At 43.6% G+C, this 23,469-nt stretch carries 24 protein-coding genes; 22 read left to right on the forward strand and 2 right to left on the reverse strand.

What is annotated here, in order from left to right; genetic code table 11:
- The first annotated feature begins 1 nt into the window (after position 1).
- From yqeH to ACLV7Q_RS02530, 22 genes are all read left to right on the forward strand, one after another.
- The gene (gene yqeH / locus ACLV7Q_RS02425) at positions 2-1,108 is read left to right on the forward strand and encodes a ribosome biogenesis GTPase YqeH (RefSeq protein WP_218757405.1); all 1,107 of its coding nucleotides are present in this window, start codon (positions 2-4) and stop codon (positions 1,106-1,108) included.
- 212 nt (positions 1,109-1,320) lie between these two features.
- Positions 1,321-1,632: a ribosome assembly RNA-binding protein YhbY gene (yhbY, locus tag ACLV7Q_RS02430; protein WP_000060171.1), complete on the forward strand. Its 312-nt coding sequence runs from the start codon at positions 1,321-1,323 to the stop codon at positions 1,630-1,632.
- A gap of 51 nt (positions 1,633-1,683) precedes the next feature.
- Positions 1,684-2,313 (forward strand): nicotinate-nucleotide adenylyltransferase, encoded by a 630-nt coding sequence (locus ACLV7Q_RS02435; protein WP_061759533.1) that lies wholly within the window; start codon positions 1,684-1,686, stop codon positions 2,311-2,313.
- A complete protein-coding gene (yqeK, locus tag ACLV7Q_RS02440; protein WP_218757406.1) occupies positions 2,313-2,906 on the forward strand; it encodes a bis(5'-nucleosyl)-tetraphosphatase (symmetrical) YqeK in 594 nt (197 codons plus the stop codon). Before ACLV7Q_RS02435 ends, yqeK begins: the two co-directional genes overlap by 1 nt.
- Positions 2,907-3,260 carry a ribosome silencing factor gene (gene rsfS / locus ACLV7Q_RS02445; protein ID WP_023943587.1) on the forward strand — a complete coding sequence of 118 codons (354 nt, stop codon included), beginning with the start codon at positions 2,907-2,909 and terminating at the stop codon, positions 3,258-3,260.
- A gap of 111 nt (positions 3,261-3,371) precedes the next feature.
- Positions 3,372-4,112 (forward strand): class I SAM-dependent DNA methyltransferase, encoded by a 741-nt coding sequence (locus tag ACLV7Q_RS02450; protein WP_218757407.1) that lies wholly within the window; start codon positions 3,372-3,374, stop codon positions 4,110-4,112.
- Between the two features lie 9 nt (positions 4,113-4,121).
- Entirely contained in the window at positions 4,122-5,219 is a 1,098-nt protein-coding gene (locus ACLV7Q_RS02455; protein WP_218757408.1) for a nucleotidyltransferase, read from the forward strand.
- Positions 5,220-5,456: 237 nt separating this feature from the next.
- Positions 5,457-5,711, forward strand: coding sequence for a type II toxin-antitoxin system Phd/YefM family antitoxin (locus ACLV7Q_RS02460; RefSeq protein WP_000388572.1), 255 nt, complete (start codon positions 5,457-5,459; stop codon positions 5,709-5,711).
- Positions 5,712-5,714: 3 nt separating this feature from the next.
- On the forward strand, positions 5,715-5,969 hold the full coding sequence (locus tag ACLV7Q_RS02465; RefSeq protein WP_000924721.1) for a Txe/YoeB family addiction module toxin: 255 nt from the start codon (positions 5,715-5,717) through the stop codon (positions 5,967-5,969).
- 190 nt (positions 5,970-6,159) lie between these two features.
- The gene (locus tag ACLV7Q_RS02470; protein WP_120769852.1) at positions 6,160-7,773 is read left to right on the forward strand and encodes a ribonuclease Y; all 1,614 of its coding nucleotides are present in this window, start codon (positions 6,160-6,162) and stop codon (positions 7,771-7,773) included.
- 138 nt (positions 7,774-7,911) lie between these two features.
- Positions 7,912-8,538 carry a guanylate kinase gene (gene gmk, locus ACLV7Q_RS02475; RefSeq protein WP_000775041.1) on the forward strand — a complete coding sequence of 209 codons (627 nt, stop codon included), beginning with the start codon at positions 7,912-7,914 and terminating at the stop codon, positions 8,536-8,538.
- Between the two features lie 24 nt (positions 8,539-8,562).
- On the forward strand, positions 8,563-8,877 hold the full coding sequence (rpoZ, locus tag ACLV7Q_RS02480) for a DNA-directed RNA polymerase subunit omega (RefSeq protein WP_000979235.1): 315 nt from the start codon (positions 8,563-8,565) through the stop codon (positions 8,875-8,877).
- Between the two features lie 65 nt (positions 8,878-8,942).
- Positions 8,943-11,339, forward strand: a complete 2,397-nt coding sequence (locus ACLV7Q_RS02485; RefSeq protein ID WP_218757409.1) for a primosomal protein N' — start codon at positions 8,943-8,945, stop codon at positions 11,337-11,339.
- Positions 11,340-11,351: 12 nt separating this feature from the next.
- Positions 11,352-12,287 (forward strand): methionyl-tRNA formyltransferase, encoded by a 936-nt coding sequence (gene fmt / locus ACLV7Q_RS02490; protein ID WP_218757410.1) that lies wholly within the window; start codon positions 11,352-11,354, stop codon positions 12,285-12,287.
- Entirely contained in the window at positions 12,280-13,593 is a 1,314-nt protein-coding gene (rsmB, locus tag ACLV7Q_RS02495) for a 16S rRNA (cytosine(967)-C(5))-methyltransferase RsmB (protein ID WP_218757411.1), read from the forward strand. Before fmt ends, rsmB begins: the two co-directional genes overlap by 8 nt.
- Positions 13,594-13,607: 14 nt before the next feature.
- Entirely contained in the window at positions 13,608-14,348 is a 741-nt protein-coding gene (locus ACLV7Q_RS02500; RefSeq protein WP_050234902.1) for a Stp1/IreP family PP2C-type Ser/Thr phosphatase, read from the forward strand.
- Positions 14,345-16,246, forward strand: a complete 1,902-nt coding sequence (pknB, locus tag ACLV7Q_RS02505; protein ID WP_218757412.1) for a Stk1 family PASTA domain-containing Ser/Thr kinase — start codon at positions 14,345-14,347, stop codon at positions 16,244-16,246. The genes ACLV7Q_RS02500 and pknB overlap by 4 nt, the downstream gene beginning before the upstream one ends.
- Positions 16,247-16,334: 88 nt before the next feature.
- Positions 16,335-17,093, forward strand: a complete 759-nt coding sequence (locus ACLV7Q_RS02510; RefSeq protein ID WP_218757413.1) for a threonine/serine exporter family protein — start codon at positions 16,335-16,337, stop codon at positions 17,091-17,093.
- Between the two features lies 1 nt (position 17,094).
- Positions 17,095-17,544 (forward strand): threonine/serine exporter family protein, encoded by a 450-nt coding sequence (locus ACLV7Q_RS02515; protein WP_057487161.1) that lies wholly within the window; start codon positions 17,095-17,097, stop codon positions 17,542-17,544.
- 160 nt (positions 17,545-17,704) lie between these two features.
- Positions 17,705-17,953 carry a hypothetical protein gene (locus ACLV7Q_RS02520; protein WP_218757443.1) on the forward strand — a complete coding sequence of 83 codons (249 nt, stop codon included), beginning with the start codon at positions 17,705-17,707 and terminating at the stop codon, positions 17,951-17,953.
- A 130-nt stretch (positions 17,954-18,083) separates the two neighbouring features.
- A complete protein-coding gene (locus ACLV7Q_RS02525; protein ID WP_218757444.1) occupies positions 18,084-19,256 on the forward strand; it encodes a hydroxymethylglutaryl-CoA synthase in 1,173 nt (390 codons plus the stop codon).
- Positions 19,256-20,530: a hydroxymethylglutaryl-CoA reductase, degradative gene (locus ACLV7Q_RS02530; protein ID WP_218757414.1), complete on the forward strand. Its 1,275-nt coding sequence runs from the start codon at positions 19,256-19,258 to the stop codon at positions 20,528-20,530. Before ACLV7Q_RS02525 ends, ACLV7Q_RS02530 begins: the two co-directional genes overlap by 1 nt.
- 189 nt (positions 20,531-20,719) lie before the next feature.
- On the opposite strand, the gene ACLV7Q_RS02535 is transcribed toward ACLV7Q_RS02530, so the two are convergent.
- Together ACLV7Q_RS02535 and ACLV7Q_RS02540 are read right to left on the reverse strand one after the other, a co-directional pair.
- Positions 20,720-21,685 carry a LacI family DNA-binding transcriptional regulator gene (locus ACLV7Q_RS02535; RefSeq protein ID WP_218757415.1) on the reverse strand — a complete coding sequence of 322 codons (966 nt, stop codon included), beginning with the start codon at positions 21,683-21,685 and terminating at the stop codon, positions 20,720-20,722.
- Positions 21,666-23,120 (reverse strand): sucrose-6-phosphate hydrolase, encoded by a 1,455-nt coding sequence (locus ACLV7Q_RS02540; RefSeq protein ID WP_218757416.1) that lies wholly within the window; start codon positions 23,118-23,120, stop codon positions 21,666-21,668. Before ACLV7Q_RS02540 ends, ACLV7Q_RS02535 begins: the two co-directional genes overlap by 20 nt.
- Positions 23,121-23,469: the final 349 nt, after the last annotated feature.

Genomic DNA, 23,469 nt, shown 5'->3' on the forward strand with positions numbered 1-23,469 from the left:
TATGGAAGAAATTCTCTGTATTGGTTGTGGAGCAACCATTCAGACGACAGACAAGGCTGGTCTTGGATTTACTCCCCAGTCGGCACTTGAAAAAGGTTTGGATACTGGCGAAGTCTATTGCCAACGCTGTTTCCGTCTCCGCCACTACAATGAAATCACGGATGTCCAGTTGACGGACGATGATTTCCTCAAACTCTTGCACGAGGTGGGAGACAGTGATGCCTTGGTAGTCAATGTCATTGACATTTTTGATTTTAATGGCTCTGTCATTCCAGGTTTGCCACGCTTTGTATCGGGCAATGATGTCCTCTTGGTGGGAAATAAAAAAGATATCTTGCCCAAGTCTGTTAAACCAGGCAAGATTAGCCAGTGGCTCATGGAACGTGCCCACGAAGAAGGTCTTCGTCCAGTGGATGTCGTCCTAACTTCAGCTCAAAACAAACATGCCATTAAGGAAGTCATTGATAAAATCGAGCATTACCGTAAGGGCCGCGATGTCTATGTGGTCGGCGTGACCAACGTTGGAAAATCAACCCTTATCAATGCTATTATCCAAGAAATCACGGGTGACCAAAATGTCATCACGACTTCGCGCTTCCCAGGGACAACCTTGGACAAGATCGAGATTCCGCTTGATGATGGTTCTTATATCTACGATACGCCGGGAATCATCCACCGTCACCAAATGGCCCATTACTTGACGGCTAAAAATCTCAAGTATGTCAGCCCTAAAAAGGAAATCAAGCCAAAAACCTATCAGCTCAATCCTGAACAAACCCTGTTTTTGGGTGGTCTCGGACGATTTGATTTCATTGCAGGAGAAAAGCAAGGTTTCACTGCCTTTTTTGACAATGAATTGAAATTCCATCGTACCAAGTTAGAAGGTGCTAGTGCCTTTTATGATAAGCACCTTGGAACTCTTCTGACACCACCAAATAGCAAGGAAAAGGAAGATTTTCCAAAACTAGTTCAGCATGTATTTAACATTAAGGAAAAGACAGACCTAGTCATCTCTGGACTCGGCTGGATCCGTGTAACAGGCACCGCCAAAGTCGCCGTCTGGGCACCAGAAGGCGTCGCCGTCGTCACACGAAAAGCAATTATTTAAAACAAAATCGCTGAGCGAACAAAGTGAGCTCATATAGCGATAGTTATTGCCGTGGTGTCTTGCCAATCTGTAGATTGGCAAGGGGCACAATTGAGACCAAGGCTCAATTGTGAGGTCAGGAAATCCATTTTTCAAAGATGAGATCTTTGGAAAATTAGTTCCGACCGTCCCTCACCACCTAAGATAACTATCAAAAAAACAAGGAAGAAATTATGTCATTAACATCAAAACAACGTGCCTTCCTCAACAGCCAGGCACACACCCTCAAACCCATCATCCAAATCGGGAAAAATGGACTCAACGACCAAATCAAAACCAGTGTCCGTCAGGCTCTTGACGCCCGCGAATTGATTAAAGTAACGCTCTTGCAAAATACAGATGAAAATATCCACGAAGTAGCTGAAATCTTGGAAGAAGAAATCGGTGTGGACACAGTCCAAAAAATCGGACGCATCTTGATTCTGTATAAACAATCTAGCAAGAAAGAGAATCGCAAGATTTCTAAAAAAGTCAAAGAAATTTGACCCCCATACTCCAAACAACTGTTTTTACAGAGAAATAAAGGAGACTAGCCTATGGCAATCGAACTATTGACTCCCTTTACTAAGGTAGAGTTGGAGCCAGAAATCAAGGAGAAAAAACGAAAACAAGTCGGGATTTTAGGGGGAAATTTTAACCCTGTTCACAATGCCCATCTCATCGTTGCGGACCAAGTACGGCAACAGTTGGGACTGGATCAGGTTCTGCTTATGCCTGAATACCAACCTCCTCATGTAGATAAAAAAGAAACCATCCCTGAGCACCATCGTCTCAAGATGCTTGAATTGGCGATTGAGGGGATTGAAGGTCTGGACATTGAAACTATTGAGTTGGAGCGCAAGGGCATTTCCTATACCTACGACACCATGAAGATTTTAACAGAGAAGAATCCAGATACGGATTATTACTTTATCATCGGTGCCGACATGGTGGACTATCTACCTAAGTGGTACCGAATTGATGAGCTGGTCGATATGGTTCAGTTTGTAGGGGTTCAGCGCCCACGCTACAAGGCAGGGACTTCCTATCCCGTTATCTGGGTGGATGTGCCTCTCATGGACATCTCGTCCAGCATGGTGCGGGACTTCCTTGCCCAAGGTCGGAAACCCAACTTTCTCCTACCTCAGCCTGTGCTAGACTACATCGAGAAGGAGGGTCTCTACTGATGGCCTATCAAGACTATATCAACTGCTCTCGTGAGGCTTTGTTGGAAAAAATGGCAGAGCTTCTGCCTGAAAAACGCTTAACCCATTGCTTGGGTGTGGAGCGTGCAGCCATAGAACTGGCTCAGCGCTTTGGTGTGGATAGTGAGAAGGCAGGTCTAGCAGGCCTTCTTCATGACTATGCTAAGAAGTTGTCAGATCAAGAATTTCTGGACTTGATTGACCGTTATCAGCTAGATCCTGATCTCAAAAATTGGGGTAATAATGTCTGGCATGGTATGATTGGCATCTACAAGATTCAAGAAGATTTGAATTTGCATAATCCAGAAATCCTACGAGCTATTGAAATCCATACAGTCGGAGCTGGTCAGATGACCGACTTAGATAAGGTTATCTATGTCGCAGACTATATCGAGCACAATCGTGCCTTTCCTGGAGTGGACGTGGCGCGTGAGATTGCGAGTCTATCGCTCAATAAGGCAGTGGCCTACGAAACAGCTCGTACCGTGGAGCATCTAGCTCATCAGGGATTCCCCATCTATCCCCAAACCCTTGAAACCTATAACGCATTTGTGCACTATTTGAAAGAGGACTAAATGAACGAAAAAGAATTACTAGAACTAGTCGTGAAAGCGGCTGATGAGAAACGTGCGGAGGATATCCTTGCACTTGATGTACAAGATTTGACCAGCGTGACAGACTACTTTGTCATCACTAGCTCAATGAATAGCCGTCAGTTGGACGCTATCGCTGATAATATCCGTGAAAAAGTAGCTGATGCAGGCTTTAAAGGTAGCCATATCGAAGGTGATGCAGCTGGAGGCTGGGTCCTACTAGACCTCGGCGCTGTCGTTGTGCATGTCTTTTCAGAAGAAATGCGTGCCCACTATAATCTGGAAAAACTATGGCATGAGGCGGATTCAGTAGATTTATCTGAAACTCTGGCGTAGTAGATGAACTCAGTTGTAGTCAACTGGGTTTCTTTGCTTATTTTAGAAAAAATTGATAGAAAGGTATAGGGCGAGTGGTGTTTGCCATGGGGGCTCTTGGTATCATGTTTTATGGCAACTTATGAAACCTTTGCGGCGGTCTATGATGCGGTCATGGACGATAGTTTATACGACAAATGGACGGATTTTTCTCTGCGTCACTTGCCTAAGACCAAGGAGAGAAAGAAACTCTTGGAATTGGCTTGTGGAACAGGAATTCAATCAGTGCGCTTCTCTCAGGCTGGTTTTGATGTGACTGGTCTTGATTTGAGTGCGGATATGTTGAAGATTGCTGAGAAGAGAGCTGCTTCAGCCAAACAAAAGATTGACTTTATTGAAGGCAATATGCTGGATTTGTCCAAGGCAGGTCAATATGATTTTGTCACTTGTTATTCGGACTCTATCTGCTATATGCAGGATGAGGTGGAAGTAGGGGACGTCTTTAAGGAAGTCTATAATGCCCTCAACGAAGACGGAGTTTTCATCTTTGATGTGCATTCGACTTACCAGACGGATGAGGTTTTTCCAGGCTATTCCTACCATGAAAATGTGGAAGATTTTGCCATGCTCTGGGATACCTACGAGGATGTAGCGCCTCACTCTATCGTTCATGAGTTGACTTTCTTTATCAAGGAAGAGGATGGGTCCTTTAGTCGCCACGATGAAGTGCATGAGGAGCGGACTTATGAGGTCTTGACCTATGATATTTTGCTGGAACAGGCCGGTTTTAAGTCCTTCAAACTCTATGCGGACTTTGAGGACAAGGAACCAACAGAAACCAGCACCCGTTGGTTTTTTGTCGCACAGAAGTAGGAGATTATCATGACAATCACAGGTATTATCGCGGAGTTCAATCCCTTTCATAATGGGCATAAATACCTGCTGGATCAGGCAGAGGGGCTGAAAATCGTTGCTATGTCAGGGAATTTCATGCAGCGTGGAGAGCCTGCTATCGTTGATAAGTGGACACGAGCCCAGATGGCTCTGGGAAATGGAGCAGATTTGGTAGTAGAATTGCCCTTTTTAGTCAGTGTTCAGGCAGCAGATTTCTTTGGTCAAGGAGCTGTGGATATCTTAGCTCAGTTAGGGATTGATAACTTAGCCTTTGGGACGGAGGAAGTTCTAGATTACCAGAAAATCGCTGACTTATACACAGAGAAAGGTGCTGAGATGGAGAAATTTGTGGAAAATCTGTCTGATTCTCTCTCTTATCCCCAGAAAACCCAAGCCATGTGGAAGGAATTTGCTGGTCTTGATTTTTCTGGCAATACGCCCAATCATGTTCTTGCTCTTGCTTATGCCAAGGCAGTTGCAGGACGAAATATCAAGATGCATCCGATTCAGCGTCAGGGGGCTGGTTACCATTCTGTGGATAAATATGTGGACTTTGCCTCGGCGACAGCCCTGCGTCAGCACCAGAAGGACCAAGATTTTTTAGAACGCTTTATGCCTTCTATTGTCCTATTTGAGCAGGCTAGTAAGGTGAGCTGGGAAGACTATTTTCCTCTGCTCCGCTATCAAATCTTGTCAAATCCAGACCTAACCACCATCTATCAGGTCAATCAAGAAATGGCTGTGCGCATCAAGGATGCCATCAAGATAGCCCAGTCTGTGGAAGAAATGGTCGAGGCGGTTGCCACCAAACGTTACACCAAGGCGCGTGTCAGACGGCTCTTGACCTATATCTTGGTGCAGGCTAAAGAAAGTGACTTACCAGAAGGAATTCATGTCCTTGGATTTACTGAAAAAGGCAGGCAACACCTCAAGTCCTTGAAGGGACAGGTCAATCTAGTCAGCCGAATTGGCAAAGAGCCTTGGGATGCTATGACCCAAGAGGCAGACCAGATTTATCAACTTGGAAATCCAAGTATAGCAGAACAGAATTTTGGAAGAGTGCCGATTAGAATAGAAACAAACTAAGTCTACTGAAAGGTAGGCTTTTTGAGATTTTTTACGAATAATACTCTTCGAAAATCAAATTCAAACCACGTCAACGTCGCCTTGCCGTACTCAAGTACAGCCTGCGGCTAGTTTCCTAGTTTGCTCTTTGATTTTCATTGAGTATAAATAGATAGAAAAGAAAATCTTGTACAAGTTCCTGACAATTTCTTTCTTTTTGTGTATAATAGTGGAAAAGAGGTAAAACGAGGTATGGTTATGGAAGCAGTTCTTTACTCAACGTTCCGAAATCATTTAAAAGACTACATGAAGAAGGTAAACGATGAATTTGAGCCTTTGACGGTGGTTAATAAAAATCCAGATGAGGACATTGTAGTACTTTCAAAGAGTGAGTGGGATAGTATTCAGGAAACCCTGAGAATTGCTCAAAATAAGGAACTTTCTGATAAGGTTTTGCGGGGAATGGCTCAAGTCCGTGCTGGAAGTACTCAGGTCCATGTTATTGAGGAGTGAGAAATGCTGCTCAAATTTACAGAAGATGCCTGGGCTGATTATTGCTACTGGCAAAATCAGGATAAGAAAACCCTAAAACGAATCAACAAACTAATCAAGGATATTCAACGCGATCCATTTACAGGAATTGGTAAACCAGAACCACTCAAGTATGACTACCAAGGAGCATGGTCACGTCGTATTGATGCAGAAAATCGCTTGATTTATATGATGGATGGAGATAGCGTGGCTTTCTTGTCCTTTAAAGATCATTACTAAGTCTACTGAAAAGTAGGCTTTTTCTCAAGTCTCTACTAAACTACTATTTCTAAATAACAATTTTATTTTTGTGAATGTGTTCCAATTTCCCCAAAACATATTCTATTTTAGGTTTGTGAAAATCACTTTTTTATGGTAGAATGTAAAAGAATGTATGTCATTCGGAATAACAATAAAATGAGGTAAAAACATGGAAATCATGTCGCTTGCGATTGCTGTTTTTGCCGTCATCATTGGTTTAGTCATTGGATATGTCAGCATCTCAGCCAAGATGAAATCATCTCAGGAAGCTGCAGAGTTGATGCTTTTAAATGCTGAACAAGAAGCAACTAATTTACGTGGACAAGCTGAACGTGAAGCAGATTTACTTGTTAATGAAGCTAAACGTGAAAGCAAGTCTCTTAAAAAAGAAGCACTATTGGAGGCCAAAGAAGAAGCCAGAAAATACCGTGAAGAAGTGGACGCTGAATTCAAATCAGAACGTCAGGAACTCAAACAAATCGAAAGTCGTTTGACAGAGAGAGCTACCAGCCTTGACCGTAAGGACGACAATTTGACGAGTAAAGAACAAACACTTGAACAAAAAGAACAAAGTATTTCTGATAGAGCGAAAAACCTTGATGCGCGTGAAGAGCAATTAGAGGAAGTCGAAAGACAAAAAGAAGCAGAACTAGAGCGTATTGGTGCTCTGTCTCAGGCAGAAGCACGAGATATTATCTTGGCTCAGACAGAGGAAAACTTGACCAAGGAGATTGCCAGCCGCATTCGTGAAGCTGAGCAAGAGGTCAAGGAACGTTCTGATAAAATGGCCAAGGACATCTTGGTTCAAGCTATGCAACGTATCGCTGGTGAATATGTAGCAGAGTCAACAAACTCAACGGTTCATCTGCCAGACGATACTATGAAGGGACGCATTATTGGTCGTGAAGGTCGTAACATTCGTACCTTTGAAAGTTTGACAGGAGTTGATGTGATTATCGACGATACGCCAGAAGTGGTGACCTTGTCAGGTTTTGATCCGATTCGTCGTGAGATTGCCCGTATGACGATGGAAATGTTGCTCAAAGATGGTCGCATCCACCCAGCTCGTATCGAAGAGTTGGTCGAGAAAAACCGTCAAGAGATTGACAATAAGATCCGTGAATACGGTGAGGCTGCTGCCTATGAGATTGGTGCACCAAACCTTCATCCAGACTTGATGAAGATTATGGGACGTTTGCAGTTCCGTACTTCTTATGGACAAAATGTCTTACGTCATTCGATTGAGGTTGCTAAGTTGGCTGGTATAATGGCGAGCGAACTTGGTGAAAATGCGGCTCTTGCCCGTCGTGCTGGATTCCTTCACGACATCGGGAAAGCTATTGACCGTGAGGTTGAGGGTAGCCATGTTGAAATCGGTATGGAATTGGCCCGTAAGTACAAGGAACACCCAGTTGTGGTGAATACGATTGCTAGTCACCACGGCGATGTAGAACCTGAAAGCGTCATTGCAGTGATCGTTGCTGCGGCAGATGCCTTGAGTGCAGCCCGTCCAGGTGCTCGTAGTGAGTCTCTTGAAAGCTACATCAAGCGTCTTCATGATTTAGAAGAAATTGCTAACGGCTTTGAAGGGGTACAAAATAGCTTTGCCCTTCAAGCAGGACGTGAAATCCGCATCATGGTCAATCCAGGACAAATCAAGGACGACAAAGTCACAATCTTGGCTCACAAAGTTCGTGAGAAAATTGAAAACAATCTCGATTACCCAGGAAATATCAAGGTAACCGTGATTCGTGAGCTTCGTGCAGTAGATTATGCTAAATAAATAAGAAAGAGCAGTTGAAAAATTACTGCTTTTTTGTTACACTAGATAGAAAGACTGTAGAAGGATAGTTTGTGTAAAATGCTACTATCTGAAGGAAAATTTTATTTTATTTTTACAGACTGACTAAAAGGAGACACAATGGCAGACCGAGGCTTACTAATCGTTTTTTCTGGTCCTTCAGGGGTTGGAAAAGGAACGGTTAGAAGAGAGATTTTTGAGAGTTCTGAAAACCAATTTCAATACTCTGTATCGATGACGACACGCGCACAACGTCCTGGAGAAGTGGATGGTGTTGACTATTTCTTCCGTACTCGCGAAGAGTTTGAAGAGCTGATTCGTCAAGGACAGATGTTGGAATACGCAGAATATGTCGGCAACTACTATGGAACTCCTCTGACCTACGTCAATGAAACCTTGGACAAGGGAATCGATGTTTTCCTTGAAATTGAAGTTCAGGGTGCTCTTCAGGTCAAGAAAAAGGTTCCAGATGCTGTCTTTATCTTCCTGACACCACCAGATTTGGATGAATTGCAAGATCGTTTGGTAGGACGTGGAACAGACAGTGCAGAAGTAATTGCTCAGCGAATCGAAAAAGCCAAGGAAGAAATTGCCCTCATGCGTGAGTATGATTATGCGATTGTCAACGATCAGGTGCCCCTAGCTGCTGAGCGTGTCAAACGTGTGATCGAAGCAGAACACTTCCGTGTGGATCGTGTCATTGGTCACTATCAGGAGATGTTACCAAAATCTCCAACTACCCGATAAAATTTAGAAAATAGGTACAAGCAAATGATGTTAAAACCCTCTATTGATACCTTGCTCGACAAGGTTCCTTCAAAATATTCACTCGTAATCTTGGAAGCAAAACGTGCCCACGAATTGGAAGCAGGTGCGCCAGCAACTCAAGGTTTCAAGTCTGAAAAATCAACTCTTCGCGCTTTAGAAGAAATCGAATCAGGAAACGTTACAATTCACCCAGATCCAGAAGGAAAACGTGAAGCAGTGCGTCGTCGTATCGAAGAAGAAAAACGCCGCAAAGAAGAAGAAGAAAAGAAAATCAAAGAGCAAATTGCTAAAGAAAAAGAAGATGGTGAAAAAATTTAAGGTTGGGGGGACTCAATCTTATTTTTTCTATTGCAAGAATCTACTGACAAGGAGGAGGTGAGAAGATGGCTATAGCTAAGATTATTGTAGATGTGCCCTTAATGCAGACGGACCAACCCTATAGTTATAGGATTCCGGAGGAATTTGAGGGAATGCTGGAAGTTGGGATGCGGGTCCATGTGCCTTTTGGTAAGGGCAATCGCCTGATTCAAGGGATTGTTCTTGGTTTGGAGTCTCAATCAGACGAAGAAGAGATGGAGCAAGATTTAAAAGATATTGCTGAGGTGCTGGATTTTTCTCCTGTTCTCACGCAAGAACAACTCTGGCTGGCTGAGGAGTTACGCAAGTCAGTCTTCTCCTACAAAATTTCCATCCTCAAGGCCATGCTTCCAGGATTTCTGAACTCCAGCTATGACAAGATTCTCTATCCTCTGGCAGGTCTGAGTCAGGAAGACCGAGAGCGCTTGTTTGGTTCAGAGGAATCGCTTGCTTTTTCTTCACTAGACCTTACCAAACAAGCTGAAATGATGCGACTGACTAGAAAAGGCATGCTTGGTCTGGAATATCAGGCAGTCGATCAAAAGAAGGTCAAAACCCAGTCTTGGTATGAGGTGAATCTTGCTCAATTAGAAGGGGTTGAAATATCTGCGCGCGCTAAGAAAAAGTTGGAACTGAGAGACTATTTGTTGTCTCATCCTGAGAGTGCTTCCTTGGCTAGTTTGTTAGAGTCCTATTCGCGGGAGCAAGTCAACTTCTTTGTGGAACAAGGTGCTGTGACCATAGTCCAAAAGGAAGTGCAACGCTCGGCTGCTTATTTTGAAGGCATTGAGGTAAGTCGGCCTTTGGAGTTGAATCCAGAGCAAAGGCAGGCGCGTGATGCGGTTGTGAGTGCGATTGGCAGTCATCAGCCTCCCTTCCTTCTTCAAGGGATTACAGGAAGTGGGAAGACCGAGGTTTACTTGCAGATTATCCAAGGTGCCTTGGACAAGGGTAAAACAGCTATTTTGCTGGTACCTGAGATTTCCTTGACTCCACAAATGACGGAGCGTTTTATCGCTCGATTTGGTGAGAAAGTGGCCATTCTTCATTCCGGCCTGTCCAATGGTGAAAAGTATGATGAATGGCGCAAGGTCGAGCGTGGAGACGCTCAAGTTGTTGTTGGTGCTAGATCTGCCATCTTTGCTCCTCTGAAAAATCTGGGTGTCATGATTATCGATGAAGAGCATGAAGCGACTTATAAGCAGGACAGTAATCCCCGTTACCATGCTAGAGAAGTGGCCATTTTACGGGTCCAGTATAATCAAGCGGCTTTGGTACTTGGTTCAGCAACTCCTAGTCTGGAAAGCCGTGCTCGGGCTGGCAAAGGCGTTTATCAACATTTACGTCTGACCCAACGCGCCAATCCTTTAGCTAGAATCCCTGAGGTTCAAGTGATTGACTTTCGGGACTATATCGGACAAAACGAGACGTCAAATTTTACGCCTCCTTTGCTAGAAGCGATTCAGGACCGTCTAGCTAAAAAAGAGCAGGTGGTTCTTATGCTCAATCGTCGTGGTTATTCTAGCTTTGTCATGTGTCGGGAGTGTGGGACGGTGGATACTTGTCCCAACTGTGACATTTCTCTCACTCTGCACATGGATACTAAGACCATGAACTGCCATTATTGTGGTTTTTCTAAGGACATTCCTCAGGTCTGTCCTAACTGTAAGAGTCGCAGTATTCGTTACTACGGGACGGGAACTCAGAAGGCCTATGACGAGCTAGCAGAACTTTTTCCCCAGGCTCGCATTCTGCGCATGGATGTGGACACGACTCGTAAGAAAGGTAGTCATCAAGCTCTCCTTGACCAGTTTGGTAGAGGGGAAGCAGATATTTTACTAGGTACTCAGATGATCGCCAAGGGATTGGATTTTCCCAATGTGACTTTGGTCGGAGTTCTCAATGCGGATACGGCCTTGAATTTACCTGATTTCCGTTCTTCTGAAAGAACCTTCCAGCTCTTGACTCAGGTGGCAGGTCGAGCAGGTCGGGCTGAAAAAGCTGGTCAGGTCTTAATCCAGTCTTACAATCCTCAGCACTATGCTATTCGATTTGCCAAGGATCAGGATTACGAAGGCTTTTATGCCTATGAAATGGGAATCAGACGACAACTCGGCTATCCACCTTACTATTTCACCATTGGCATTACCCTTTCTCACAAGAAGGAAGAAGAGGTAATCAAACGCGCCTATGAAGTTATGAACATTTTGCGGTCAGGCTTGTCAGAGACCAGTAACATTCTTGGGCCAACGCCAAAACCCATTGCTCGTACCCACAACCTCTATCATTACCAGATTTTAATTAAATACCGTTTAGAAGATGAGCTGGGACCAACCCTCAACCAGGTCTTGGCCTTGACTCAAGAAAGGGAAAATAGTGAGCTCCGTCTCAGCATTGACCATGAGCCACAGCAATTTTTATAAGAAGGAGAAGATATGACAAAACTAATCTTTATGGGGACACCCGACTTTTCAGCAACAGTTTTAAAAGGGCTTTTGACAGATAACCGTTACGAAATTCTAGCCGTTGTGACCCAGCCAGACCGTGCTGTCGGACGTAAAAAAGTTATCCAGGAAACCCCAGTCAAGCAGGCTGCAAAAGAGGCAGGACTTCCCATCTACCAACCTGAAAAACTATCTGGAAGTCCAGAGATGGAAGATCTTATGAAGCTAGGAGCAGATGGGATTGTGACTGCCGCTTTTGGCCAGTTTCTCCCAAGTAAACTCCTTGATAGCATGGACTTTGCGGTCAATGTTCATGCTTCTCTTCTTCCTAAACATCGTGGTGGTGCGCCTATCCATTACGCCTTGATTCAAGGCGATGAGGAAGCTGGTGTGACCATTATGGAAATGGTTAAGGAGATGGATGCAGGAGATATGATTTCCCGTCGCAGTATTCCTATCACTGATGAGGACAATGTTGGCACCTTGTTTGAGAAATTAGCTCTTGTTGGTCGTGATTTGCTTTTGGATACTTTGCCTGCCTACATTGCTGGTGACATCAAACCTGAACCGCAGGATCCGAGTCAGGTTACTTTCTCGCCAAACATCAAGTCAGAGGAAGAAAAATTGGACTGGAACAAAAGCAATCGCCAACTCTTTAACCAAATCCGTGGCATGAACCCCTGGCCTGTTGCCCATACTTTCCTTAAGGGCGACCGCTTTAAGATTTATGAAGCTTTAGCAGTAGAAGGTCAGGGAAATCCAGGTGAAATCCTCTCTATCGGCAAGAAAGAATTGATTGTCGCAACGGCAGAAGGGGCTCTATCCCTCAAACAAGTGCAGCCAGCTGGTAAACCTAAGATGGACATTGCTTCCTTCCTCAACGGAGTTGGACGTACATTGACTGTAGGAGAACGATTTGGTGACTAAAGTAGAAACGGCTAGAAGTTTAGCCCTAGCGGTATTAGAGGATGTTTTTATCACTCAAGCATACTCAAATATCGCCTTAAATAAGCATCTCAAGGGAAGTCAGCTCTCTACAGCAGACAAGGGCTTGGTGACCGAGCTGGTCTATGGAACGGTAGCCCGTAAACTGACTCTGGAATGGTACCTATCCCACTTTATCGAAGACAGAGACCAGTTAGACAGCTGGCTCTATGTCCTGCTTCTCATGAGTGCCTACCAACTCCGCTATTTGGACAAGATTCCAGATCATGCTGTGGTTAATGAAGCAGTGGAATTGGCCAAAGTCCGTAAAAAAGGCAGTGAAAAATTAGTCAACGCCGTCTTGCGCCGTATCTTGCGTGAAGGCTGGCCAGATATTGCTAGCATCAAACGAAAAAACAAGCGTGACTCCATTGCCTATTCCCTTCCGGTTTGGCTAGTTGCTAAGCTCAAGGAAGAATACGGAGAGGAGCGAGCAAAAGCCATCTTTGAAAGCCTGTTAGTGCGAAACAAGGCCAGTATTCGTGTAACTGACTTAAGCCGAAAAGAGGAAATCCAAGCCTTGTTGGAGGCTAGTAATTCATCCTTGTCTCCTTCTGGTCTGGTTAAGGAGCAAGGGTATTTTGCAGGCCATGATTTGTTTGCGGATGGAGCCATTACCATCCAAGACGAGTCCAGTCAACTGGTTGCTCCGACGCTTGATTTACAAGGTGATGAACGAGTTCTTGATGCCTGTGCGGCTCCAGGTGGGAAAACAGCCCATATAGCCTCTTATCTCACGACAGGTCAGGTTACTGCTCTGGACTTATACGACCACAAGTTGAACTTAATCCAAGAAAATGCCCAACGTCTGGGAGTTGCAGATCGGGTTCAAACGCAAAAATTGGATGCCAGAAAGGTGCATGAGTTTTTTGGTCAGGCTTCTTTTGATAAGATTTTGGTGGATGCTCCCTGTTCAGGAATCGGTCTTTTGCGCCGAAAACCAGACATCAAATACAATAAAGAAACAGCAGATTTCGCGTCCTTAAAGGAAATTCAGCTAGAAATATTAGGTAGTGTTTGTCAAACACTAGGCAAAGGTGGTATAATAACTTATAGTACCTGTACTATTGTCTCAGAGGAGAATTTTCAAGTCGTTGAGGCGTTTTTAGAAAGTCATCCTGAGTTCGAGCAGGTAAGACTAGAACATGAATGTAAGGATATCATGAAAGACGGCTGTATCCTCATTACACCTGAATTGTATGGAAGTGATGGATTCTTCATCAGTCAATTTCGCAAGATATCGGATTAGGAAGGAACTGACACATGGAAATTTCATTATTAACAGATGTTGGTCAGAAACGGACAAATAACCAAGACTATGTCAACCACTATGTCAATAGAGCTGGACGTACCATGATTATTTTAGCTGATGGGATGGGAGGTCATCGCGCAGGGAATATCGCTAGTGAAATGGCGGTAACAGACCTAGGTATAGCTTGGGTCGATACCCAAATCGATACAGTCAATGAAGTGCGTGAATGGTTCGCCCATTACCTAGAAATTGAAAATCAAAAGATTCACCAGCTTGGTCAGGATGAAGCTTACAGAGGCATGGGAACTACTTTGGAAGTCCTTGCTATTATTGGCAATCAAGCTATCTATGCTCATATTGGTGATTCGCGTATCGGCTTGATTCGTGGAGAAGAATACCATCAGTTGACGAGCGATCATTCCTTGGTCAATGAATTGCTCAAGGCTGGTCAATTGACACCAGAAGAGGCAGAAGCTCATCCGCAAAAAAATATTATCACCCAGTCTATTGGTCAAAAAGATGAAATTCAGCCTGATTTTGGGACAGTTATCCTTGAGTCAGGTGACTATCTCTTGCTCAATAGTGACGGCTTGACCAACATGATTTCAGGCAGTGAGATTCGTGATATTGTAACCAGTGATATTCCTTTAGCAGATAAAACGGAGACACTTGTTCGTTTTGCTAACAATGCAGGAGGTTTAGATAACATTACGGTTGCCCTTGTTTCTATGAACGAGGAGGATGCAGAATGATCCAAATCGGCAAGATTTTTGCCGGACGCTATCGGATTGTCAAACAGATTGGTCGAGGAGGCATGGCGGATGTCTACCTAGCCAAAGACTTAATCTTAGATGGGGAAGAAGTGGCAGTGAAGGTTCTGAGAACCAACTACCAGACAGACCCGATAGCTGTGGCTCGTTTTCAGCGTGAAGCGAGAGCTATGGCAGATTTAGACCATCCTCATATCGTTCGGATAACAGATATTGGCGAGGAAGACGGTCAACAGTACCTAGCTATGGAGTATGTGGCTGGACTTGACCTCAAACGCTATATCAAGGAACACTATCCTCTCTCTAATGAAGAAGCCGTCCGTATCATGGGACAAATTCTCTTGGCTATGCGTTTGGCCCATACCAGAGGAATTGTTCACCGGGACTTGAAACCTCAAAACATCCTCTTGACACCAGATGGGACTGTCAAGGTTACAGACTTTGGGATTGCAGTAGCCTTTGCTGAGACGAGTCTGACTCAGACTAACTCGATGCTGGGTTCGGTTCATTACTTGTCACCAGAGCAGGCGCGTGGTTCAAAGGCGACTGTACAAAGTGATATCTATGCCATGGGGATTATTTTCTATGAGATGCTGACAGGTCATATTCCTTATGACGGGGATAGTGCGGTGACCATTGCCCTCCAGCATTTCCAGAAACCACTGCCGTCAGTTATTGATGAGAATCCATCTGTGCCCCAGGCTTTGGAGAATGTTGTTATCAAGGCAACTGCTAAGAAATTGACAGATCGCTATAAATCAGTTGCTGAAATGTATGTGGATTTGTCTAGTAGTTTGTCTTATAATCGTCGTAATGAACCAAAGCTGGTCTTTGACGATGCGACTAAGGCGGACACCAAGACTCTACCAAAGGTATCCCAGAGTACCTTGACTTCGATTCCTAAGGTTCAAGCGCAGACAGAACACAAACCAATCAAAAAAACAAGTCAGGCTGTGACAGAGGAAACTTACCAACCACAAGCACCGAAAAAACGTAGATTTAAGATGCGTTACCTGATTTTTTTGGCCAGCCTTGTATTGGTGGCAGCTTCTCTGATTTGGATACTATCCAGAACTCCTGCAACTATTGCCATTCCAGATGTGGCAGGTCAGACAGTTGCGGAAGCCAAGGAAACGCTCAAGAAAGCCAATTTTGAGATTGGCGAGGAGAAGTCAGAGGCTAGTGAAAAGGTGGAAGAAGGGCGGATTATCCGTACAGATCCTGGCGCCGGAACTGGTCGAAAAGAAGGAACGAAAATCAATTTGGTTGTCTCATCAGGCAAGCAATCCTTCCAAATTAGTAATTATGTCGGTCGGAAATCGACAGATGTTATCGCAGAACTCAAGCAGAAGAAGGTTCCTGAAAATCTCATCAAGATTGAAGAAGAGGAATCAAGTGAGAGTGAAGCAGGAACCGTTCTCAGACAGAGTCCAGTTGCCGGAACAACCTATGATTTGAGCAAGGCCTCAACGATTACCTTAACCGTTGCTAAGAAAGTAACTAGTGTTGCTATGCCAAGTTATATAGGATCTAGTCTCGAATTTACTAAAAACAATCTCGTTCAAATTGTTGGGATTAAGGAAGCCAATATTGAAGTTGTAGAAGTGTCGACAGCTCCTGATGGAACTGCTGAGGGTACAGTCGTTGAACAGAGTCCAAAAGCGGGTGAAAAGGTTGATTTGACTAAGACGCGTGTCAAGATTTCAATCTACAAACCAAAAACACCGCCGTCAACGTCATCATCAGCACCAGCCCAACGTGGAAACCAAGGTTCTACTACGACACCAAGTCAGGGGAACCAACAAGGAAATCAACGAGGGAATGCACCTGCTCCTACTCAATCAAGTAGTGAAGTGAACCACGAAAATTCTCGTGATTAAACGAATCTTTGTCATGTTTTCATGTCAAAGATTTTTTTTGACTCTAGATTTATGATAGAATAGAGGGAGTTGATAAAAGGAGGCAAGCATGGAAGAATCAAGAGAATTAAACGCCGTTATCGATGTGATTATGCTAGCAGGAACCATTCTCCTCAAAAGTGGTTCAGAGATCCATCGTGTAGAAGATACTATGATTCGTATTGCGCATTCGCAGGGGATTGTGGATTGCAATGTTCTTGCCATGCCTGCCGCTATCTTTTTCTCTATTGAAAATACCAATATTTCGCGAATGAAACGCGTGACTTCCTCTTCTTATAACATCGAAAAAGTCTGCGATGTCAACCAGATTTCTCGTCAGCTGGTTGGGGGGCGGATTGATTTAGAGACAGCCTTCAAGCAATTGAAGGCCTTGCAAGCCCAGCCCCTTCCCTATACTAAGTTGCAGGTAACTCTGGCTGCGACCTTAAGTGCTCCTTTCTTTTCGGTTATGTTTAGTGGAAATATCTACGATGCAATCGGGGCAGGAGTGGCGACCTTATTTGGTTTTGCCTTTTCCCTCTATGTGGAGAAGTTTATCCGAATTCCCTTTGTGACAGCCTTTGCTGGAGCCTTTGTCTTTGGGATGATTGCCCAGTTTTGGGCTCGCTACACAGGTTTTCCTTCAACAGCAGATTTGATTATAGCTGGTGCGGTCATGCCTTTTGTACCAGGGATTGCCTTGACCAATGCGGTCCGTGATATTATGACTAACCACATAAACTCTGGTATGAGCAAGATGTTTGAATCCCTACTCATTACCCTTGCTTTAGGGGCAGGAACTTCTGTCGCCTTGGTATTGATGAACTAATATGACACTAACAACCTTTTTATTACAAGCAGTAGCAAGTCTTCTTGCTATTATCACTTTTCTAATCGTACTCAATGTGCAACGCTCTATGCTCTTACCTGGAGGGATTTTGGGCATGGCTGTCTGGCTAATCTATCTCTTGCTCAAGGAACCGACCAATGTTATTGTGGCTACTTTTATTGCAGCCATTATCGGTTCTTGTGTCAGCCAGATTTTAAGTATTCTTTATAAGACTCCTGCTGTGGTCTTTATCTTGGCCATCTTGGCACCCTTGGTTCCGGGTTATCTCTCCTATCGGACAACTGCCTTTTTTGTGACAGGGGACTATAATAAAGCGCTGGCAAGTGCGACCTTGGTTGTCATGCTGGCCCTGGTCATTTCCATTGGAATGGCTAGCGGAACAGTGATTCTCAGACTGTATCATTATATAAAAACACATCGAGTATCGTAGAAATTTCAGAAATAAAAGAATTTTCTGAAAGATAAGATAAATATTTTGCCAAGGTTTTGTATCTATGCTATTCTCTATATAGAAAGGAGGAAAAATCATGAAAAAATCACTATTTTCCTTATCGTCTGTAAGTCTACTGACTTTGTTGGTTATCCCAGTCATGGTGTCTAGTTCAGGTTCAGAGTTTCAAAGTGGATGGCAAGAGCATCAGTTGATTGCCGAAAGGGTTAGTAAAACACTTGACAAGACATTTGATAAGGATGTCAGAGAAATTCCGACCAGTCAGTTTTATCAAGAATTTGTAGATGAGATGGGAAGGACTTACTCAGGAGATTTGATCCTCCAGGAACTGATAACTGAGAATGGGGTTTATAAAGCTACTTATATCGGTGAACTCTCTAGCAACTAATCATTCTTTAAAATTATGACCAATAAGAGGCTTGATTTGGTGAATCAAGTCTTTTTTCTCTCTTTTACTACCATTTGTGATAAAATAGTACTGAACGATTTTTTACATGAATGATAAAACAGAGGTAAATATGACAATCGGTATTGATAAGATTGGTTTTGCGACCAGTCAATATGTCTTGAAATTACAAGACTTAGCAGAAGCGAGGGGAATTGACCCTGAAAAATTAAGCAAAGGACTCTTACTCGAGGAATTGAGTATTGCGCCCTTGACTGAGGATATCGTGACCTTGGCGGCCAGTGCTAGTGACTCTATTTTAACTGAGCAAGAAAGACAAGAAATCGATATGGTCATTGTGGCGACTGAGTCAGGAGTTGACCAGAGTAAGGCTGCGGCCGTCTTTGTGCATGGTTTGCTGGGCATCCAGCCCTTTGCTCGTAGTTTCGAGATTAAAGAAGCCTGCTATGGAGCGACAGCTGCCCTTCATTATGCCAAATTGCATGTGGAAAATTCTCCAGAGTCCAAGGTCTTGGTCATCGCTAGTGATATTGCCAAGTATGGTATTGAAACTCCAGGAGAACCCACTCAGGGTGCTGGAAGTGTGGCCATGCTGATTACACAAAATCCACGCATGATGGCCTTTAATAATGACAATGTGGCTCAGACTCGTGATATCATGGATTTCTGGCGTCCAAATTACTCAACAACTCCTTATGTAAATGGTGTCTATTCTACCCAACAATACCTAGATAGTTTGAAAACGACTTGGCTTGAATACCAAAAACGCTACCAGCTTACTTTGGATGATTTTGCAGCTGTTTGCTTCCACTTGCCTTATCCTAAATTAGCGCTAAAAGGCTTGAAAAAAATCATGGATAAGAACTTGCCTCAAGAGAAAAAAGACCTCTTGCAAAAGCATTTTGATCAGTCTATTCTCTACAGTCAAAAGGTAGGGAATATCTATACAGGTTCCCTCTTTCTTGGACTTTTGTCTCTCTTGGAAAATACAGATAGCCTGAAGGCTGGGGATAAAATTGCTCTTTATAGTTACGGAAGTGGGGCTGTAGCTGAGTTCTTCAGTGGTGAATTGGTTGAAGGATATGAAGCCTATCTGGATAAGGACCGTTTGAACAAGCTCAATCAACGAACTGCCCTGTCTGTTGCAGACTATGAAAAAGTTTTCTTTGAGGAAGTAGACTTAGATGAAACAAATTCTGCCCAGTTTGCTGGCTATGAAAATCAAGATTTTGCCTTGGTTGAAATTGTGGACCACCAACGCCGTTATAGCAAGGTTGAAAAATAATGAAGATAAGTTGGAATGGATTTTCTAAAAAATCATACCAAGAGCGCCTCGAGCTGTTAAAAGCTCAGGTGCTCCTTAGTCCTGAGAGACAAGCGAGTCTGGAGCAGGATGAACAGATGAGTGTGACTGTGGCAGACCAGCTAAGTGAGAATGTGGTGGGAACTTTTTCACTGCCTTATTCGCTGGTCCCAGAGGTTCTCGTTAACGGTCAGGAATACACAGTTCCCTATGTGACAGAAGAACCGTCTGTGGTTGCTGCAGCCAGCTATGCCAGTAAAATCATCAAGCGTGCAGGCGGGTTTACTGCTCAAGTACATGAGCGCCAGATGATTGGTCAGGTAGCCCTTTATAAAGTTGCTGAACCTGCACAAGCGCAAGAGAAGATTGCAAACAAAAAGACTGAGCTCTTGGAACTTGCCAATCAAGCCTATCCTTCTATTGTCAAACGTGGAGGTGGAGCGCGTGATCTGCATGTCGAGCAAATTAAAGGTGAAACAGACTTTCTCGTTGTTTATCTTCATGTCGATACCCAGGAAGCCATGGGTGCCAATATGCTCAACACTATGCTGGAGGCCTTGAAACCAGTCTTAGAAGAACTCAGTCAGGGACAGAGTCTCATGGGGATTCTATCAAACTACGCGACCGATTCTCTGGTGACAGCAAGCTGTCGCATCGCCTTTCGCTACTTGAGTCGCCAAAAGGATCAAGGACGAGAAATTGCAGAGAAGATAGCCTTGGCTAGTCAGTTTGCGCAGACGGATCCGTATCGAGCTACTACTCATAATAAAGGGATTTTTAATGGTATTGATGCCATTTTAATTGCCACTGGTAATGACTGGCGTGCCATCGAAGCTGGGGCCCATGCCTTTGCCAGTCGAGATGGACATTACCAAGGTCTTAGTCAATGGACGCTGGACCTTGAAAGAGAAGAATTGGTCGGTGAGATGACTCTGCCCATGCCTGTGGCGACCAAGGGTGGCTCTATCGGTCTCAACCCTCGTGTAGCCCTCAGTCATGAACTACTGGGAAATCCTTCTGCTAAAGAATTAGCCAAGATTATCGTGTCTATCGGTCTTGCCCAAAATTTTGCAGCCCTCAAAGCCTTGGTGAGTACAGGCATCCAGCAAGGCCACATGAAATTGCAGGCTAAATCCTTGGCACTTCTCGCAGGTGCTAGTGAATCTGAGGTAGCTCCCCTAGTCGAGCGCCTTATCGCAGATAAAACCTTTAACCTAGAGACAGCCCAGCGTTATCTTGAAAACTTAAGATCATAAAAAAACTCAGACGAATTGGTCTGAGTTTTCTTGTGCTTATACTCTTCGAAAATCTCTTCAAACCGCGTCAACGTCGCCTTGCCGTAGATATATGTAACTGACTTCGTCAGTCTTATCTACAACCTCAAAGCAGTGCTTTTAGCAAACTGTGGCTAGCTTCCTAGTTTGCTCTTTGATTTTCATTGAGTATTAAATACTTTTTCCTGGTAATAATGTAACTGGTAAAAAGTAACCAGTTGTTGCGACTTCCTTGCCTTCTATCTTCTGCAAGAGGAGGTCAACAGTGAGGCAGGCAATCTCTTCCAAGGGTTGCTTAATAGTAGCCAGTTGAGGATAGTAATTCTCGATAAAGTAGGTCCCATCATAGCCGATGACCTTGAGCTCTTCAGGGACAGAAATGCCCAGCTCTTGAGCGATTTTAATGACCAGAATAGCTGTTAAGTCATCTGAAGTAAAAATGGCATCTGGCTTTTGCCGAGTCAAGATATTCTTGATTTCCATTTCTTTTCTGACGGGAGAAAAGTCACTGGAAACATTGATAATAGGAGCTTTTGGGAGTACAGAAGCAAAACCAGCGTGGCGTAGTCCAGTCGGCGAATTGGAATTGTCATTCCCTGTAATCATAATGATAGACTTGGCACCTGTCTTAACCAAGGTCTGGGCAGCAAGTACCCCACCAGCATAGTTGTCAGAGGAGACGACAGGAATATCTGGAGACAGATTGCGGTCAAAGGAAATAATCGGCGCTGTTACACGATTGTAGTCTTGGATTCCCAAGTTGTGACTGCCAGAAATGATGCCGTCCACCTGATTGGCTTCCAACATTTCGATGTATTCGCGTTCCTTCTCAGAATCGTGTTCGCTGTTGCAGATGATGGCCTTGTAACCATTCTTGAAGAGTTGGTGTTCCAACTTATCAATCAATTCTGCATAGAAAACATTGGAAATATTTGGGAAAATCAAACCGATTAACTTAGCTGATTTTCCCTGCAGGCTACGAGCTAGGTTGTTGGGTTTATAGCCCAATTCCCGCATAGCTTCATTGACTTTTTGGATGGTTTTCTCAGATAGATAACCTTTTTTATTGATAACCCGAGAAACGGTAGTAGGGCTGACGCCTGCAAGTTTGGCGACATCAGTTAGTTTTGCGACCATAATCTAATTCATAGTAAGTTCCAGTTGGGTTTCCAGATTTGATGAGAATACCATTTTGATCTGCATGTGGGAAGACACGACCAGAAAATACTTTTTCTCCTTTGTTGATGAAAATTTCAAAGACAGAGTTATCGATGAAAATTGTGGCAGTAGTGGCCTGATTGTCGATTGGACAAGAACGAGTTGTACCAAATTCTTGGGCGTACTGTTCACCAGCTTGACTACGATCCACTGTCACTTGACCATTTACAAGGTCAAAGTTGATTGAAAGCCCCTTGCCTTCTTTGTCAGCAAGTAAGACAATCTCGCTCTGGCTATTGGCTTCCAAGTTGAGTTCGAGTTCGTAGGTGTTCTTGGTTTGAGCACGATTTGAGAACACCTCTTCAGAAGCACGAAGGTCCTTGATAGCTGCGACTGGGTATTGGTAGAGTTTACCGTCTTTGATAGTGAGTTCCTTGACCAAAGAGAAGGTTCCTTGGTGGTCAAAACGGTCAGATGGGTAAGAAACATCTGGTAAACCAAGCCAGCTAACTGCTAGAGCACGTCCGTCAGGAGCGTTGAAGGCTTGAGTTGCATAGGCTTCGAAACCATAATCCATGTTTTGAAGTTGAGACACATCTACCATTTTGGCATTTTCAGGGTCAAAGGAAGCCCCAATCTTAAACATATTTGGATAGATATTATCGTAGTCTAGAACTTTCTTATCCAATCCTTGTGGGCAGTAGAGGAGGACAGGTTGCTCCCCGACAAAGACCAGATTTGGACATTCCATCATGTAGGCTGTACGGTCGTTAGCAAAGTCAAGGTCGCCAACCTCTTGCCAGTTTGTGTAGTCGTTGTCTACAGCCTTATAGAGACGGACGAATCCTTTTTTCTCCAAGTCCTGACCACCGACGATAGCATAATATTGACCCTTAAAGTAAAAAATTTGTGGGTCACGGAAGTGGTCAGTAGAGTCTGCTGGCTGGTCAATCAAAATCTTGTCAATCTTGGTAATCTTGCCATCTTTATCCATCAAAGCCCCAATTTGGTAAGGGTGACGGATCCAGTTTTCATCACGAACATTTCCTGTATAAAATAGGAATAAGTTATCGCCAAACTGCATGGCAGAACCAGAGTAGGCACCGTGGCTATCTAACGGAGTATCAGGCAAGACTTTGACTCCAGTTTCTCTAAAGTGAACCAAATCATCACTTTCAAGCTGAACCCAAGATTTTAAGCCGTGGGCTGCACCAAAAGGGAAGTTCTGATAAAAAACAATCCACTTTCCATCAAAGTAAGAAAAGCCATTCGGGTCGTTGAGAAGTCCTGTTTTTGGCTCAACATGGTAATGAGTATGCCATGGAGATTGTGCCATATTTTCTTTTATATGTTGAATTTCTTCTTGCGTCCAATCTTGATAAAGTCTGTAACGACGCTCAGTTGTCCATTCCATTCATTCATTCCTCCGAAAATCTTATCACTTTTAATAGTAACCGTTTTCGGTAAAAAATGCAAGCCTTTTATGTTAAAAAAGAGAAAAAACTGTCAAACGTTTATCATAAAATAAAAGCAGGAAATCAATCATCTATCTACAGAAAATTGAAAGAAAGTGAAACAAAATCCTTTTTAACTCAGATTTTAAACTATTTTTTTTTAAAGAATACTTTCATAAAACTCTCACAATCTATCAAAACAAAAGACCTTACTCTAAGAAACAAATATTTTTTCTGCAAAACGCTTGACATATTTTTGAAACATGATAAAATAAAAGTCGTAGGGCGAATAAAATCGCTTTCAAACAA

It is taken from the genome of Streptococcus mitis (assembly GCF_965111725.1).
Taxonomy (GTDB): Bacteria; Bacillota; Bacilli; order Lactobacillales; family Streptococcaceae; genus Streptococcus; species Streptococcus mitis_DV.